The sequence below is a fragment of the Streptomyces sp. RLA012 genome (genome assembly GCF_056270325.1).
The window spans coordinates 1,099,900-1,114,823 of sequence record NZ_JBWDPA010000002.1 but is presented as its reverse complement, the minus strand read 5'-3'; the positions used below and the strand labels follow the sequence as shown (position 1 = coordinate 1,114,823).

Sequence of the window (14,924 nt, the reverse complement as noted above, 5' to 3'; positions counted from 1 at the left end):
GTGATCGCGATGCTGGAGTTGCGGCCCGTGTGGTCCCCAAGTCCGGGCAGGCGTAAGGCCCCTGGTAGGAACGATCTTGCGAAGGAAAGATCCGACCGAGGGGCCTCACGTGTCGATCAGTGTCACATACACCGCCGTGCTCGATGTGAAGCGGTCCACCGCCGAGCACCTGGCCCGGCTGCTGCGCGATCACCGCATCGTGGCCGGGACCCGCAAGGGGCGGCGTGCGCTGGGCTGTTTCAAGCAGGCCGTGCTCGTGCTGCGCTGGTTCCTCGACGGCACCCGTCTTTCCCAACTCGCTTGCGACAACCGGGTGTCGGCCTCGACCGCATACCGCTACCTCCACGAGGGGCTGACCGTTCTGGCGGCCGGGGCACCGGACCTCGCGACCGCGTTGGAGCGTGCGAAGGCGGCCGGGCTGACGCATCTGAACCTCGACGGAACGGTCATCCGCACGGACCGCGTCGCCGCTCCCGGCCCCAACGGCGCGGACCTGTGGTGGTCCGGAAAACACAAGCACCATGGTGGGAACGTGCAGGTCATCTCCACCCCGGACGGCTGGCCGATCTGGGTCTCACCGGTTCGCCCGGGCAGGGAGCACGACACCACCTGCGCCCGCCACCACGGCCTGACCGACGCCCTCAACCGGATCGCCGCCGAGCTGGACATGCCGACCCTGGTCGACCTCGGCTACGAGAACGCCGGCGACGGGTTCCGCCACCCCGTCAAAAAGCCCGCCGGAGGCGAGCTGACCGAGGCCCAGCAGACCTACAACAAGGTCATCCGCGGCATCCACGGCGTCTGCGAGCGCGCCAACTCCCTGCTGAAGACGACCTTCAAGGCCCTGCGCAGAGTCAGCCTCGACCCCAGCCGCATCACGAAGATCGCCGCCGCAGCCCTCGTCCTGCTCCAGCTCGAGTACGACCGCACCATCTGAACGATCACACAACGTCATGATCCATTACTGGGAAAGGCTCACTGGGCCGGTTCATCGCCACTTCAGCGGCAGAGCTCGCGCGCTATGTCACTCCGTCCGACCCCGCTGATCTGGTGACGTCACATCTTGATTTGCAGCCACAGAACGTTCTGGTCGGTCCGGCGGGGCCGGTTCTCCTCGACTGGGACAACGCGGGATCCATCTCGGCGGAACGCAAACTCGCACGTGCCATATACGTGTGGGCGGGTGGGAACCACTTCCGTGCCGATTCCGCCCGACGATCGGTGCGAGCGTATCTGGATGCCGGAGGGAGCGCAGTCGTCAGAAACCTGAACTCGTTCTCGGTGCTTTTCGCAACGGCCTTGAACTATGTCTACGTACAGGCCGAGTGTGCCATCGATCCGACCGTAACCGCGGCACAGCGCGAGTTCGCGAGCGATCAGGTCGTCGCTTCTCTGTGGAGCTTGCCCGATCCGACCGCCGTCTCCCGGTTGGCCGAAGCTCTTGAGACCGAGTGGTGAGTGAGCAGGCCGCTCGCTCCTACCGCTGGAGTTCCACGACGTCGGCGACCACGCAGCTGACGTTGTCGGGGCCACCGGAGCCGTTGGCGAGGGCGATGAGTTCGCGAACCGTCGGCTCGGTCTCCCCCGGCTCGGAGAGCACCCGGCGGATCTCCTCGTTGGGCACGACGGTCGACAGACCGTCGGAGCAGAGCAGGTACCGGTCTCCCCGCCGGGCATCCCGCAGGTGCAGGTCGGGGGTGCCGTCGGCTCCTTGGCCCAGGGCCCTTTTCAGCAGCGACCGTTGGGGATGGGAGACGGCTTCCTCGGGGCTGATACGTCCTTCGTCGACCATCGACTGCACCACGGTGTGGTCGTGGGTGATCTGGAACAGCTCTCCGTCGCGCAGGAGGTAGACACGGGAGTCACCGATGTGGACGAGGGCCAGCTGCGATCCGGTCCAGAGCATCGCGGTGAGCGTGGTGCCGGCCTCTTCGGGCGATGAGCCGGTTCCGGCGACGCCGTGCACCGCCTGCTCGGCCTGTTCGACGGCGTCTTCGAGGACGGCTCGATCGAGGCGACTCCGTTCTCAGATCCTCAAGATCGGCGTTTCGGGGGTCGTTCGCCTACTCCCGTTACTCCCGTTACTCCCGTTACTCCCGTACTCCCGCTCCGGCAGTTACTCCCGCTCGGACAGTGCCTGGAGCCGGAATTCCTTGGGTGAGAGACCGTAGGCGGTGCGGAAGGCTCGGGTGAAGTCGGAGGCGCGGGGGAAGCCCCAGCGGGCGGCGACGGCGTGGATCGGTGTGGTGCGCAGCGAGGAGTCCGCCAAGTCGCGGCGCGCGCCCTCCAGTCGACGGCTGCGGATCCAGGCCGCGACCGTTTCGCCCGGCGCCTGTTGCTGAAATATCCGGTGCAGGTAGCTGAGGGAGATGTGGTGCGCGGCGGCGATCACGGGCGGCGTCAGTTCCGGGTCGTGCAGGTTCTGCCGGATGAACGTCCGGATGCGTTCCGCCGTGGCCCGCTGGCGGGTCTCCTGCGGCAGGGCGGTCTCCGCGTCCAGCGCCTGGGCGGCCCAGGCCGACACCAGGTCGAGTACGACCGTACCCAGACGTGGCGCGTCGGACGGCTGGAGGGTTTCGGCCTGTCGGTCCAAGCCGATGAGGAACTCCGTCAGCAGAACGCCCATGCCCTCCCGCCTCGGCAGCCCCCGGCCCAGCAACTCCCGGACCCGGTGCGGTGGCAGGGGCAGCAGCGCCTTGGGGAAGTCCACCCCCACTCCCCTGACGACACGGTTCTCCGGGTCGTCGGTCGACCGAATGCCGTACGGCCGAAGGTCATACGGCCGCGAGCTGTCGACCAGGTGCAGGTCATGTGGGCCGAAGGTGTCGGTCCGCCCGGCGTGGTCGAGGGCCAGTCCTCCGCCGAGCAGCAGCGTCAGGTGATACAGCTCGGGGTCGGACTGACGCACCATTTTCGGGCTCCGCCGATAGCGCGTCGGCTGGAACGACGACGGCCACACGGTGACCGGCCCCAGTTCCATCCGTCGGCACTCGGCCCAGAAGTCGGCGGCGTGGGCACTGATGAAGTCGCTGGAGCGCGTCCGGCCGACCAGTTCCCGCCAGTGGTCGAATCTGTCTTCCGCGGGCACGTCCTCGCTCCGGAACACGGTTCCGATCATTTCGTCCCATCTCCGATACCCCGCTGGGCGCTCCCGCCAATATCTTTCCATGCGGAGTGCGGGCGGCGGTTACGAGTACCTGCCGAAGGAACCGGGCTTCGTACGGTGAGGTGGCGGACAGGGGAAAGGGAGCAGGGGGCAGCGGGGGACTGGGGGGCAGACGGTCCTAGACCTCGCTCGTGCTCAGAGGTAGCTGGGCGAGACGTCGTGCGGCTGTGCCGGTCGCGCGGCCGGTACCGGCTCTTCCGCCGAAGTCAGCACGACACAGCAGTGCAGTGCAGTGCAGTGCCCACTCGACCCCACCAGACATCTTCACGGCGCCACTCCAAAACCACACCCCCTTTGACTCGGACTCCAGGTGTCCGAGTTTATGGGTAAAGTACGCGAAAGCCGCATAGCATCGATAACGGACGGCGGTCATCGACTGAAGGGCAGGACATGCCATGAAATTCGCAGTCATCGGCGGAACCGGGTTGATCGGATCACAGGTCGTACAGAACCTGAACGCTGCCGGCCACGAGGCGGTGCCGCACTCGCTGTCCACCGGGGTCGACGTCCTCACCGGTCAAGGCGTGGACGAAGCGTTGGCCGGCGCCGACGTGCTCGTCAACCTGACCAACTCCCCGACCTTCGACGACGCCTCCCCCGCGTTCTTCCAGACCTCGATGGACAACCTCCTGGCCGCGGCCCGGAAGGCAGGCGTCGGGCACTTCGTCATCCTGTCCATCGTCGGCGTCGACCAGGTACCCGGGCTCGACTACTACCGTGCCAAGACCCTTCAGGAAAACATCCTCAAGGCGGGCTCCGTCCCCTACTCCATCGTCCGCGCCACCCAGTTCATGGAGTTCATCGACGCCGTCATGTCCTGGACCGCCGACGGCGACACCGTCCGCCTGCCCTGTACCCCCATCCAGCCGATCGCCGCGGCGGAGGTCGCAGCCGCCGTCGCCGACGTCGCGGCCGGACCACCCCTGGACGGCGCCCTCGAAGTCGCCGGGCCCGACACGTACCCGCTGGACGAACTGGGCCGGATCACCCTCGCCTTCAAGGGTGACAAGCGCTCGGTGACCACCGACGAAACCGCCGGCATGTTCGCCGCCGCCCACGGCGACGTCCTCCTCGTCAAGGAGGGCGCCCGCATCACCGCCACCCACTACGCCGACTGGCTGAAGTAGACCCGCAGGTCTCACCCGGGTCCACGGAGCCACCCCGAGCGCACGGCTGGTCTCCGCCCGGAGCAGGATCGGACCGACCACGCACGGGGCCACGTCGCCGCCGACTGTGGTGTCGGCTCGCCCGTGTGCCCGCTCCGGGCGGATCACCAGGTCGTGGCGACGGAGCGCAGCGCGGTCCAGGTGTCGGCCTCGCGGGAGTAGTCCATGGTCAGCCGGAGCCGCCAGTCGGCGTGCGCGCCGTAGACCGTCGCATCCGTGACGATCCGGCCGACGAGGCGAGCCGTGTCGCCCTCGACATCCACGGTGACGCTCTTCTCGTCGACCTTGTGGTAGTCGAACTGTCCGGCCCGCATCTGCGACAGCCACTCGGCCTTCGGCTGCGCGTACCCGGTGATGTGGGTGAGGCTGAAGTCGTCGTCGAGCAGGTCGTCGAGAGCGTCGGTGTCGCCGTCGGTCATCGCTCGCAGATGAGCGCGATAGGCGCTGACGACCTCCTCGCGAGCACTCTGGTCGGATGTGGTGCGCATGGTGACTCCTGTCGTTGTGGTGGTTCGGTGGACAAGGCGATGCGTCGATGAACGGCGTCCGGGGGAGGACCCACCACCAGATTCCGGCGGCGGCGACTCCGACGACGCCCGCGGTCGCGCGAGTGAGCCTGCCGACCCCGAGAACAGCACCATGGTGGGGGTCGAGCGTGACGACGGGCGGGCGCGTCAGGCAGGGGGAGCCGAGGCCCCGTCCGGGGCGACGGCGGGCGGCTCGCCGCCGTCCGGTGGCGGCCGGTTCGCGGACCGCTCCTGCCCGAGCAGGTCGAGCAGGACGATCGCATCGTGTTCGGGGGTACCGGGTTCGGCGTAGTACGTGATCAGGCGGTGTCCCGGGGTGCCTTCCAGCTCCATGGACTGGTAGCCGAGGGTGAGGTCGCCGACCTCGGGGTGGTGGAACGTCTTGCGGCCGTGGGTGCTTCCCTTGACGTCGTAGCGCTCCCACAGACGGGCGAACTCGGGGCTTTTCAGAAGGAGTTCCCCGGCGAGCCGGGTCAGGTCGGGGGCGTCGGGGTCGGTGCCGGCCAGGGCGCGCAGAAGGGCGACGCAGCCGCGGACCTGGTTGCCCCAGTCGTGGAAGAGGTCGCGCGACGCGGGGTGGAGGAAGAGATAGCGGGCGATGTTGCGCTGCTTGGCCGGCCAGTCCTCGATGCCGGTGAGCAGTCGCAGCCCGCCCGGGTTGGCGGCGAGCAGGTCGTTGGTACGGCTGACCACGTGCGCGGGGCCCGGCCGCAGACTCTCCAGCAGCATCCTGATCCCGGGCCGTACGGTCCGGCTGGGCGCGGCCGGGGCTTCGGGAGTGGTCCGGGCCGCCAGGACGGCGAGGTGGCGCAGGTGCTCGTGCTCGGCCTGCTCCAACTGAAGGGCGCGGGCCAGCGAGTCGACCACGGACGGGCTGGGCCGCGTCTCCTTGCCGCGCTCCAGTCGTACGTAGTAGTCGATGCTGATCCCGGCCAAGGTGGCCAGCTCCTCGCGGCGCAACCCGGGCGTGCGGCGCAGGCCGACACCGGCCGGCAGGCCGGCCTCCTCCGGGGTCAACCGGGCCCGGCGGGCGCGCAGGAAGCGCCCGAGCTCGGTGCCGTTCTGCTGCTCACGCGTCATGCCTTTCAGTCTGCGGGCGCCGTGACCAGGACGGGAGGCGTGTGAGGGGCCGTGTCACACCCCGGAACGCGGCTCCCCGGCGCGGCGCTCCCCGGTACAGCTCGCCCTGCCCCGGGGCGAGCGATCGAGGAAGAGTCGTTGTCGTAGGAGAGACCTTCCTTCGGCAGGAGATCGCATACCGGCAGATGCCCCTCCGGTACGGCGCGGCCGGAGGCAGGCCCCTCCCTGGCCGGCGGCATCCGGCGCGCGGCGCCGGAACGTCCGTGGCCGATCCACCCCACGCAGAGAGCAGTAACACCATGAAACACATCACACTCGGCGGACAGCTGGACGTCAGCCAGATCGGCATGGGCGCCATGCCCATCAACGCGCTGTACACCGGCGCGAACGCGGACAACGAGGAAGGCATCCGCGCCATCCACCGGGCGCTCGACCTGGGTGTCACGCACATCGACTCGGCCGAGGCGTACGGTCCCTTCCTCAACGAGGAGCTCATCGGCAAGGCTCTGCAGGGCCGCCGCCGCGACCAGGTGGTGCTGACGTCGAAGTTCGGCTTCGTGTCGTACACCGGCCGCGAGGGTCTCGACAGCAGCGCGGTCACCGTCAAGGCCGCGGTGGAGGGCTCCCTCAAGCGGCTCGGCACCGACTACATCGACCTGTACTACCAGCACCGGGTCGACCCGGCCACGCCCATCGAGGAGACCGTCGGCGCGATGGCCGAGCTGGTGGAGGAGGGCAGATCCGCCACCTCGGCCTGTCCGAGGCCGGGCCGGGCACGATCCGCCGTGCCCACGCCGTACACCCGTTGACCGCGGTGCAGACGGAGTACTCGCTGTGGTTCCGCGACCCGGAGACCGAGATCCTGCCGGTGACCCGGGAGCTGGGCATCGGTTTCGTGCCGTGGGCACCGCTGGGCCACGGCTTCCTGGCCGGCGGATTCCGTACGACCGACTGGTTCGACGCCGAGGTCGACCTGCGCGCGACCATGCCGCGCTTCAACGACCCCGAGTACTTCCAGCAGAACCTTCGTGTGGCCGACGAGGTCGAGGCCATCGCCGACGAGGTCGGCATCACGCCGGGGCAGCTGTGCCTGGCCTGGCTGGTGGCCCAGGGCGGCGACATCGCTCCGATCCCGGGCACCCGGCGCGTCTCCCATCTGGAGGAGAACGTCTCGGCCGACGGCATCCGGCTGTCCGCCGACGTCCTCCAGAAGTTGGACCATCTCACCCCGGCCGTTGGTGACCGCCTGGGCAAGGACCACATGGACATGATCGACCACAACTGATCCGTCCATTGACCCCGCCCATTGACCCCCGCCGCTCCCGCGGCGGCGGCAGTGATCCGTGGTCGTACATACGCGCGGACACCCGCACTCACCCGGCCCGGAACACACCACCATCCTCACCCTCCCCATTGCCGTCTTCGTAGCCCCGCAACGGGGTTACCGGCCTTCGGAGTTGGCATGACTACCTCCCCTTGTCGAGTGCATGGCCTGGGGGGGGGTCACCAGCTCCGAAGGCACTGACAGACCGCTGATTAGGGGCATGACCACCGACTTCTTCGCAGGTCGGGAGGCTCTTCGTCATGTGGATGTGGCGATCGGTGCCTGGCAGGCCGTACTGCGGGACCAGCCAGCAGTCTTCGGCCCCATCGCCTCGGCACCGACGGCCTGGCGGCTGCTCGCCGATGTTGACGAGACCGCCCTCGCCTCGCTGGCTTCTGCCCGGGCCCAGGCCCGGCAAGTCGCCTGGCTGCAGGCCGCGGAGCACGGCGAGGGCATACCCGCAGCCCCCGGGCCGCGGGACGCACGCTGCCCGGACTGGTCCTGGACCCCGACGCCACGCTCGTCACCTGCCACTCAGAGAAACAGCAGGCCGCACCCACCTATAAAGGCGGCTTCGGGTTCCATCCGCTGCTGTGCTTCCTCGCCGACACCGGCGAGGCACTGTCCGGCCGGCTACGGCCCGGGAATGCCGGTGCCAACACCGCGAGCGACCACATCACGGTGCTCGACCAGGCGCTCGGGCAGATCCCCGACGTCCACCGGCACGGCACCGACATCCTCATCCGCACCGACAGCGCCGGATCCCCGAAAGTCTTCCTCGCCCACGTCCGCGACCTGCGCAAACGAGGAATCCGTACCTGCTTCTCCGATGGACGAGAATGCGGCCCAATGATCGCAGGCACGGCGCGAGGAGCACGGGAGCCACCGGGTAACACCCGCGGTGACCTCTCCCGTCTCGAGGGCCGCCCGACCACACCGCTCGCCGACACGATCGCCGTGGCCCTCAAGGGTTGACGCCCTCGCCCACCTTGGGGGTCAGGCGTCCTGCGACTGCAACCAAGCACACCAGCCCCGGCCGGGGGATCCCCGTGAGGGCAGCATTCCAGCCGCATCGACGGGCGGAGAGCAGAAGGCGGAGCCGTGACCCGCCAGCGGGGGGATGCCGTGTGGGCGGTACAGCAGAGCGGAAGTCCCGCCCCGCAGCTGCCCAACGCACATCCTCGGCGCCGATCAAGCTCCCGGTGTCGTGCCTGGTCGCGGGGAGGGTGCAAGTGCGGCCGGCGCCGCTCCAGCTCGACCGCCAGGAAGCGGTGGAGACCGTGGCCGGTGCGAGACTCGCAAACTTAAGTTGTTGCCGGTGTGCTTCCGCCTCCCTGCTGATGTGCAGACACTTTGCGCCAATAACGGGATCGGTCCGCGAGCCGGGCCTTTGCGTGGGACAGGGGTTGACGATGCAGTTCGCGATCGCTGTCCAGCACTCGGTGCACACGCGGAGGAATGGGTCGCAAAGGTGCTCGGCGTCATCGCGAAGCCGAGTCGGAAATCTTCGACTACCGGGAAACCGCGCGATCCGAAGCAGTCCGCGGTGTTTGTGATCTACGAGGGGCACGTGGACGAGGACGCCATTGTGGCCCCGTGAAGCCACGGCCCGCTTCGGGATCCGGTTCACGTGTGAGGTGCCGCCGCGGCTCAGGCCGCGGACAAGGGCCCGAACGCGCTCCCCTCGTCACTCTCTCCGCCCGTGCAGTGGCGGTGGGCGGTACCAGACAGAACCATCGTCCGCTCAAAGAAGTTCGGACGCTTGGCCATGGAGGCATAAGCAATGACGCTTATCAGAAAAAAGTGGCTGGCCTCGTGCACGGCTGCGCTCGCCGTGTCGGCGATGCTGGCGGGGTGCGGCGGCTCCAGTGCCGGCTCCAGCAGTTCCGGCGCATCGGGCACGGGCAGTTCCGCATCGGGTCTTGCCACGGCCGAGAAGAAGGTGGCAAGCCTGCAGGCCATCACCAAGAGCTACCCCGTTCCCACTGCGAGTGTGCCGGGCGTCGTGAAGCTCAAGGGCCGCAAGGTGTATTACATCCCGATCGTCCAGCAGGTCCCCGCCTTCGTCGCCACGGCCCAGTCGACGGGGCAGGCGCTCGCCAAGGCCGGCCTCTCACAGCAGGTGTGTGACGGCAAGGCCCAGCCGAGCGCGATGGCCTCGTGCGTCCAGCAGGCGATCACGGCGAACGCGGCCGGGATCATCCTGGACGCGATCCCTTACGGCATGGCGCAGAACGCCCTCGACGCAGCCAAAGCCAAGGGCATCCCGATCGTCATCGCGGACCAGAACCCGCCGCCCGGCGTCAAGAACAGCAACCAGGTGAGCTACGTGCCGGGGGCGGGTGGTCAGCCGAGCGCGATCGCCTGGTGGATCATCGCCAACTCCAAGGGCAAGGCCAATCTGATCATCGCGCAGAATGCCGACAGCCCCACGGCGAAGAAGATGGTGGCCGACTCGCTGCCGATCTACAAGAAGTACTGCCCCGACTGCAAGGTCACGGTCAAGGAGATCACCGCCTCGACGCCGGCACTGCTGGCCTCGAAGGCGAGTTCCAACGTCCTGAGCAACCCGGGCGCCAACTACTACTACACGGAGTTCGAGGACAGCCTCCAGCCCACCATCCAGGGCATCCAGCAGTCGGGGCGTTCTTCGGGCATCTCCCTGTCCACAGCGGCCGGTTCGGTCAACGGCCTGGGTCTGCTCAAGGGCGATTCGGTTGTCAAGGCGGTCGTGGTCGCGGACCAGGTCTACATGGGGTACGGCGTGACCGACGAGCTCCTGCGCATGATGACCAAGTCCGGGCCCGTCGGCGAGGTCCAGCCCATGCGGCTGTTCACCAAGGAGAACGTCGGCAGCATCAAGGTGACGGCCGCGGCCCAGGCCTCGGGTGAGTGGTTCGGCGACGGCTCCTTCAAGGAGGACTTCGCCAAGCTCTGGGGTCTGGGGTGATGAAGGGGGCGCACACCGTGAGCGCCGACTCGCAGACCGACCCGCCGAACACGGTACGGCACCAGCGTCTGGAAGTGGCCAAGCTGTCCAAGGCATTCGGCTCGACGCGGGCACTTCGCGAGGTTCATCTGCAGGTCGCCCCCGGAGAGTTGCACGGCCTGGTCGGCCAGAACGGGTGCGGGAAATCCACCCTCGTCAAGATCCTCACAGGCATACACTCCCCCGACCCGGGAGCGTCGATCGCGGTGGACGGGCAGCAGCTTGCGCTGCCGGTCCGCCCGATGCAGCAGCGCGAGGCGGGAGTCTCGGTCGTCCACCAGAACAGCGGTCTGGTGGACGACCTGACGGTGTGGGAGAACATTCGGCTGGGGCACTATCGGGCAGGCCGGCTTTCGCGGCGGATCAACCGCCGCGAGGAGCAGCGGGCTGCCGAGCAGGTCCTGGCCCGGCTGGGCCGCCCCCTGGAGGTCGGACGGCAGGTCGGGCGGCTCTCGGCGGAGGATCGGGCCGTGGTGGCCATCGCCCGGGCGGTGCAGGACCACCGCCGAGGGGGTGGGCTGATCGTCTTCGATGAGTCGACCCGAGCCCTGGGCAGGTCGGCGCGGGCCCGTTTCTTCGAGCTGGTCCGGTCGCTCGTCGAGGAGGGCACCTCGGTCCTGCTGATCTCACACCAGTTGGAGGAGGTCGTCGAATCGACCGACCGGGTCACCGTCCTGCGCGACGGCGCCGTAGTCGAGGCGGGCCTGCCCACGTCCGAGGTGGACGAGGTCTCGCTCACACGCATGATGCTCGGACGTCACCTCGTTACGCACGGGCGGGTCGGGAGCCAGGTCCAGGACGAGGTCGTCGCTTCGGCGCGGGGTCTTGCGGTCGGTGCGGTGACCGGCCTCGACCTCGATGTCCGGCGCGGCGAGATCCTCGGAGTGACCGGACTGATCGGCTCGGGCTTCATCGAGGCGGCCGAGGCGCTGGCGGGCGCGCGCACGGCTCGCGCCGGCACGCTGTCGGTCCACGGGCGCGACCTTGCTTTGGACCGCAGACGTGGCTGCACCGAAGAGTTCGTCGACGCGGGGGTGGCTTTCGTGCCTGAGAGCCGCCTGGAGGCGGGGGTGGCCGGCGAACTCTCGGTGGCCGACAACCTGACGCTGCCTCGCGTGCGCCGCCGCGGCAGCCGACTGCGGACCGGCTCCGCGTGGCAGGCCGAGGAGACCGCCGCGATGATCGCGAAACTCGATGTCCGGCCGCCCAACCCGCACGCGCCGGTCCATACACTCAGCGGCGGCAACCAGCAGAAGGTCTTGCTGGCCAAGTGGCTGGCCGGCGCACCGAACCTGCTGGTGCTGCACGAACCGACGCAGGCTGTCGACGTCGGTGCCCGCCACGACATCATCGCGGCAATCCGGGAGGCCGCGCGGGATGGCTGCGGAATCATCATCGCTTCGATCGACCCGGTCGACCTCGCGGTGCTGTGCGACCGGGTGCTGGTGTTCCGCGACGGCCGGGTCGCCAAGGAGCTGAGCGGCGAACTGGAACAGGACACCATCGTGCACGCAGTGTTCGGCGGCGACACAAGACCGCAGGGAAAAACTCAGGAAGAACCTCGGGAAGAACCTCAGAGAAAGGGGTGGGTCGACTGATGGACGTCACCAGCCAGGACGACCAGGAAGACCTCGACATCCCTCCGGCCGTGCCGCGGGCGGCGCACACCGGGAAGCCGCTGTCGGCTTCCGCTCTGGCCGGGCAGTTCACGTCGCGTTACTCGGTGATCGGCATCTGGTTGGCCATGATCGCGGTGTATGCCGTCGCGGAGCCGGGGGTGTTCCTGATCAAAGGAACCTTCCAGACCATTTTCGGCTCCCAACAGTCGCTGGTGTTCCTCACCATGGCTCTGCTGTGCACCGTCTGCGTCGGAGAGTTCGTCGACCTGTCCGTCCCGGCGGTTTTCGGATTCTCCGCCACGATCCTGCCCGTCCTGGTTGTGGAGCATGGGTGGGGAGTGTGGCAGGCGGCGGTCGTCGCCGTCCTGGGCGCGCTCACGGTCGGTGTGGTCAACGGCCTGCTCGTCGTCGTGGTCGGGGTGAACACCATCGTGGTGACGCTGGGAATGGGCACCTTCCTCGGGGGCATCAGCCTTTGGCTGTCGCACCTCAACACGGTCAGCGGTCTGCCGACCGGGTTCGGCAAGATCGCGTTGTACTCCGTGGGCGGCCTGCCGATCTCGTTCTATTACGGCGTGGTGCTGGTGGCCGGCTTCGCCTATCTGCTCGCGTTCACACCCCTGGGCCGCCACATCCGCTTTGTCGGAGCCAACAGAGAGGTCAGCCGGCTCTCCGGCATCCGCGTCAACCGGATCCGCTTCGGCTCCTTCGTCGCCTCCGGCGCCCTGTGCGGTGTCGGCGCGGTGATCGCCGTCGCGGCCCTGGGCGGCTACAACCCCACCACGTCCGACACCTTGCTGCTGCCGACCTTCGCCTCGGTCTTCCTCGGCACCGCGATCGTCCTGCCCGGGCGCTTCAACCCGATCGGTACCTTCATCGGCATCTACTTCCTGGCGACCGGCATCCTCGGGCTCCAACTGCTGGGTCTGGAAGCGTGGGTCTCTTCGGTCTTCTACGGCGGTGTCCTGGTAGCAGCGGTCACCATCGCGACGTTGCTGCGTCGCCGAAGTTCGTGATCGGCTCGCCGGCACCACAGCCGCGCGAGGGACACCGCCGCCCGGCGGTGTCCCTCGCGCGCGACCGATGGCCTCCCTGTGAAAGCCGCAGGCCAAGGGCAACGAGACGGAGGTCGGCGAGGGCATCCGGCGCTCCGGCATTGACCGCGGCGACATCTTCGTCACGACCAAGCTGTGGCTCGACGACTACGGTCATGACTCGGCCCTGCGCGCCCTCGACACCAGCCTCGGCAAGCTCGGACTGGACCACACCTGCACCAGTATCTGCCGCACCAGCCGGTCCCGTTCGCGCGGGACGCCACGAGTTGCACGAGCGACTCGGCATCATCACCCAGTCCTGGTCGCCGCTCGGGGGGATCACCCTCTACCGGCCGCAGGCTCCGAACGGCGGACGGAGCGTCCTGGAGGAGCCAGTCGTCGTCGAACTGGCCGCCAAGTACGTCCCGAAGCCGGTCAAGACGCACCGCATCGCGGAGAACTGCCCGGACCGGTAGCCGGGGTGAGGGCGCCGACTTCAGGGCGAAGGAAGCCGGTTTCGGGGTGCAGGAAGGGGCCCGCCGGCTCGGCGATGTACTCCCTCCTGTGCCGGAGCGCTGGGTCGGCGCCCACCTGTTGATCGACGCGAGCGTGTGCCCGGTCCCGGTGCGTACTCTGACGACGGTTCAGTGTGAGTAACAGCCGGGGAGTGGTCATGGGATCAGCGACGAACGGGTCGGGCGTACCGCTCCGCCATGAGCAAGTCGTCTTCGCACGGATGCGCGGCACTCAGGACAGGGTCGCGGACGCGATCACGGCCTTCGCCGGGACCATGGGGTTCGTCTATCTGCACGCGGTCTGGTTCGCGGTCTGGATCGTCTGCAACGAGGGATTGCTCGGCGCCTCGGCGATTTGGGACCCCTATCCCTTCGGGCTGCTCACCATGATCGTCAGCCTGGAAGCGATCTTCCTCTCCACCTTCGTGATGGTGAGTCAGAACCGTCAGTCGGATCGCGAGAAGGTCCGTGCGGACCTCGACTTCGAGACCACCCTGCGCTCCGAGGTGTGGTCGGCCCACATAGGGCGTTCCCTCGGAGTCGATTCCAAAGAGGTCGAACGCCGGGTTCAGGAGCTCATCGCGGCGAACCGCGCCGCGCTCAACGGTGCCGCGCAGTTCCCGGATCAGTCAGCCGACTGAGCAACTGAGCTCGCCCGCCCGGGCTCCGCGGTGTGAGAACCGCGCAGCCCGGGCGGGCACCAGGTGACACGCGCCGGGCTGTCCGGCGCGCGCGGCCCGGGATCAGAGCCGGTCGAGGATGCTCCGCAGCTGCTTGACCTCGGCGGACTGGCCCGTGACGATGCCGTCGGCCATCGTCTTGGCGTCGGCGCTCCTGCCGTCCTTCTGCTCGGTCTTGGCCATGCTGATCGCGCCGTTGTGATGGTCGATCATCATCTGGGCGAACATCTTGTCGAACTCGGAGCCCTTCATGGCCTTGAGTTCCTTCATGTCCTGGTCGGACATCATGCCGTCACCGCCCATGCCCATCGTGGGCATGTCTCCCATGGCGGTCGGCTTGCCCCAGGAGCTCAGCCAGCCCGTCATGGTCTTGATCTCGGGGTCCTGGGCCTTCTCGATCTTTCCCGCGAGGTCCTTGATCTCCGAGTCGGAGGCCAGGCCGTCGGCCAACTGGGCCATCGCCACGGCCTGCTGGTGGTGCGGGATCATCGTCTGCGCGAAGGTGACGTCCGCGTCGTTGAAGTCGCCGGCCCGGGCGGCCGCCGATGCCGTGACCGTGCTCTTGCCGTTGCCGTGGTCCATGCCGCTCGTGTCGTTGCCGTCGTCGCCGCAGGCGGACAGCAGCAGGGCTCCGGCGGCCACGACGCCCACGACCGCGATACTGCGGGCGGGACCACGGCGGAGAGCGTGGAGGGTGTGGGGGGTGCGGGGGAGGGCGCGGGGGAAGACAGTCATGATGGATTTCACCTCGTGTGTCGGTTCTTCGGAGTGGGCTGTTTCGGCGCACGCGACATCGCGGGACGACGCCTGACGCGCGTCCGCGA

11 protein-coding genes and 5 pseudogenes are annotated in these 14,924 nt (G+C 68.3%); 10 read left to right on the top strand and 6 right to left on the bottom strand.

Features of this window, described 5'->3' with window-relative positions:
- Positions 1-115: 115 nt before the first annotated feature.
- Positions 116-937 (top strand): HARBI1 family protein, encoded by an 822-nt coding sequence (locus RV986_RS05545; protein ID WP_475924183.1) that lies wholly within the window; start codon positions 116-118, stop codon positions 935-937.
- A 38-nt stretch (positions 938-975) separates the two neighbouring features.
- Positions 976-1,458 (top strand): annotated as a pseudogene (locus tag RV986_RS05540) (aminoglycoside phosphotransferase family protein); the annotation flags it as partial.
- 19 nt (positions 1,459-1,477) lie between these two features.
- On the opposite strand, the pseudogene RV986_RS05535 reads toward RV986_RS05540, so the two are convergent.
- The 3 genes and pseudogenes from RV986_RS05535 to RV986_RS05525 form a co-directional block, all read right to left on the bottom strand.
- Positions 1,478-2,002 (bottom strand): annotated as a pseudogene (locus tag RV986_RS05535) (PP2C family protein-serine/threonine phosphatase); the annotation flags it as partial.
- 114 nt (positions 2,003-2,116) lie between these two features.
- Positions 2,117-3,118 carry an AraC family transcriptional regulator gene (locus RV986_RS05530; protein WP_475916307.1) on the bottom strand — a complete coding sequence of 334 codons (1,002 nt, stop codon included), beginning with the start codon at positions 3,116-3,118 and terminating at the stop codon, positions 2,117-2,119.
- A 186-nt stretch (positions 3,119-3,304) separates the two neighbouring features.
- A pseudogene (locus tag RV986_RS05525) lies at positions 3,305-3,428 on the bottom strand (transcriptional regulator); the annotation flags it as partial.
- A 133-nt stretch (positions 3,429-3,561) separates the two neighbouring features.
- On the opposite strand from RV986_RS05525, the gene RV986_RS05520 reads away from it, so the two are divergent.
- Positions 3,562-4,293 carry an SDR family oxidoreductase gene (locus RV986_RS05520; RefSeq protein ID WP_475916306.1) on the top strand — a complete coding sequence of 244 codons (732 nt, stop codon included), beginning with the start codon at positions 3,562-3,564 and terminating at the stop codon, positions 4,291-4,293.
- Between the two features lie 143 nt (positions 4,294-4,436).
- On the opposite strand, the gene RV986_RS05515 is transcribed toward RV986_RS05520, so the two are convergent.
- Together RV986_RS05515 and RV986_RS05510 are read right to left on the bottom strand one after the other, a co-directional pair.
- Positions 4,437-4,820: a nuclear transport factor 2 family protein gene (locus RV986_RS05515; protein ID WP_475916305.1), complete on the bottom strand. Its 384-nt coding sequence runs from the start codon at positions 4,818-4,820 to the stop codon at positions 4,437-4,439.
- A gap of 186 nt (positions 4,821-5,006) precedes the next feature.
- A complete protein-coding gene (locus RV986_RS05510) occupies positions 5,007-5,939 on the bottom strand; it encodes a helix-turn-helix transcriptional regulator (protein WP_475916304.1) in 933 nt (310 codons plus the stop codon).
- 299 nt (positions 5,940-6,238) lie between these two features.
- Here RV986_RS05510 and RV986_RS05505 point away from each other — a divergent pair.
- The 7 genes and pseudogenes from RV986_RS05505 (at position 6,239) to RV986_RS05475 (ending at position 14,061) form a co-directional block, all read left to right on the top strand.
- Positions 6,239-7,224, top strand: a pseudogene (locus tag RV986_RS05505) (aldo/keto reductase).
- A gap of 462 nt (positions 7,225-7,686) precedes the next feature.
- Positions 7,687-8,037: pseudogene (locus RV986_RS05500) on the top strand (transposase); the annotation flags it as partial.
- Positions 8,038-9,046: 1,009 nt separating this feature from the next.
- Positions 9,047-10,213, top strand: a complete 1,167-nt coding sequence (locus tag RV986_RS05495) for a sugar ABC transporter substrate-binding protein (protein WP_475916303.1) — start codon at positions 9,047-9,049, stop codon at positions 10,211-10,213.
- Positions 10,213-11,850 (top strand): sugar ABC transporter ATP-binding protein, encoded by a 1,638-nt coding sequence (locus RV986_RS05490; RefSeq protein WP_475916302.1) that lies wholly within the window; start codon positions 10,213-10,215, stop codon positions 11,848-11,850. Before RV986_RS05495 ends, RV986_RS05490 begins: the two co-directional genes overlap by 1 nt.
- Positions 11,850-12,887 carry an ABC transporter permease gene (locus tag RV986_RS05485; RefSeq protein WP_475916301.1) on the top strand — a complete coding sequence of 346 codons (1,038 nt, stop codon included), beginning with the start codon at positions 11,850-11,852 and terminating at the stop codon, positions 12,885-12,887. The genes RV986_RS05490 and RV986_RS05485 overlap by 1 nt, the downstream gene beginning before the upstream one ends.
- A 305-nt stretch (positions 12,888-13,192) precedes the next feature.
- Entirely contained in the window at positions 13,193-13,381 is a 189-nt protein-coding gene (locus tag RV986_RS05480) for a hypothetical protein (RefSeq protein ID WP_475916300.1), read from the top strand.
- 197 nt (positions 13,382-13,578) lie between these two features.
- On the top strand, positions 13,579-14,061 hold the full coding sequence (locus RV986_RS05475) for a DUF1003 domain-containing protein (protein ID WP_475916299.1): 483 nt from the start codon (positions 13,579-13,581) through the stop codon (positions 14,059-14,061).
- 102 nt (positions 14,062-14,163) lie between these two features.
- On the opposite strand, the gene RV986_RS05470 is transcribed toward RV986_RS05475, so the two are convergent.
- Positions 14,164-14,835: a DUF305 domain-containing protein gene (locus RV986_RS05470; protein ID WP_475916298.1), complete on the bottom strand. Its 672-nt coding sequence runs from the start codon at positions 14,833-14,835 to the stop codon at positions 14,164-14,166.
- Between the last annotated feature and the right edge of the window lie 89 nt (positions 14,836-14,924).

Bases quoted from the DNA above. Each gene is read 5' to 3' on its own strand.
- RV986_RS05530 (WP_475916307.1), bottom strand. From the start codon at position 3,118: ATGATCGGAACCGTGTTCCGGAGCGAGGACGTGCCCGCGGAAGACAGA.
- RV986_RS05520 (WP_475916306.1), top strand. From the start codon at position 3,562: ATGAAATTCGCAGTCATCGGCGGAACCGGGTTGATCGGATCACAGGTC.
- RV986_RS05515 (WP_475916305.1), bottom strand. From the start codon at position 4,820: ATGCGCACCACATCCGACCAGAGTGCTCGCGAGGAGGTCGTCAGCGCC.
- RV986_RS05510 (WP_475916304.1), bottom strand. From the start codon at position 5,939: ATGACGCGTGAGCAGCAGAACGGCACCGAGCTCGGGCGCTTCCTGCGC.
- RV986_RS05495 (WP_475916303.1), top strand. From the start codon at position 9,047: ATGACGCTTATCAGAAAAAAGTGGCTGGCCTCGTGCACGGCTGCGCTC.
- RV986_RS05490 (WP_475916302.1), top strand. From the start codon at position 10,213: ATGAAGGGGGCGCACACCGTGAGCGCCGACTCGCAGACCGACCCGCCG.
- RV986_RS05485 (WP_475916301.1), top strand. From the start codon at position 11,850: ATGGACGTCACCAGCCAGGACGACCAGGAAGACCTCGACATCCCTCCG.
- RV986_RS05475 (WP_475916299.1), top strand. From the start codon at position 13,579: ATGGGATCAGCGACGAACGGGTCGGGCGTACCGCTCCGCCATGAGCAA.
- RV986_RS05470 (WP_475916298.1), bottom strand. From the start codon at position 14,835: ATGACTGTCTTCCCCCGCGCCCTCCCCCGCACCCCCCACACCCTCCAC.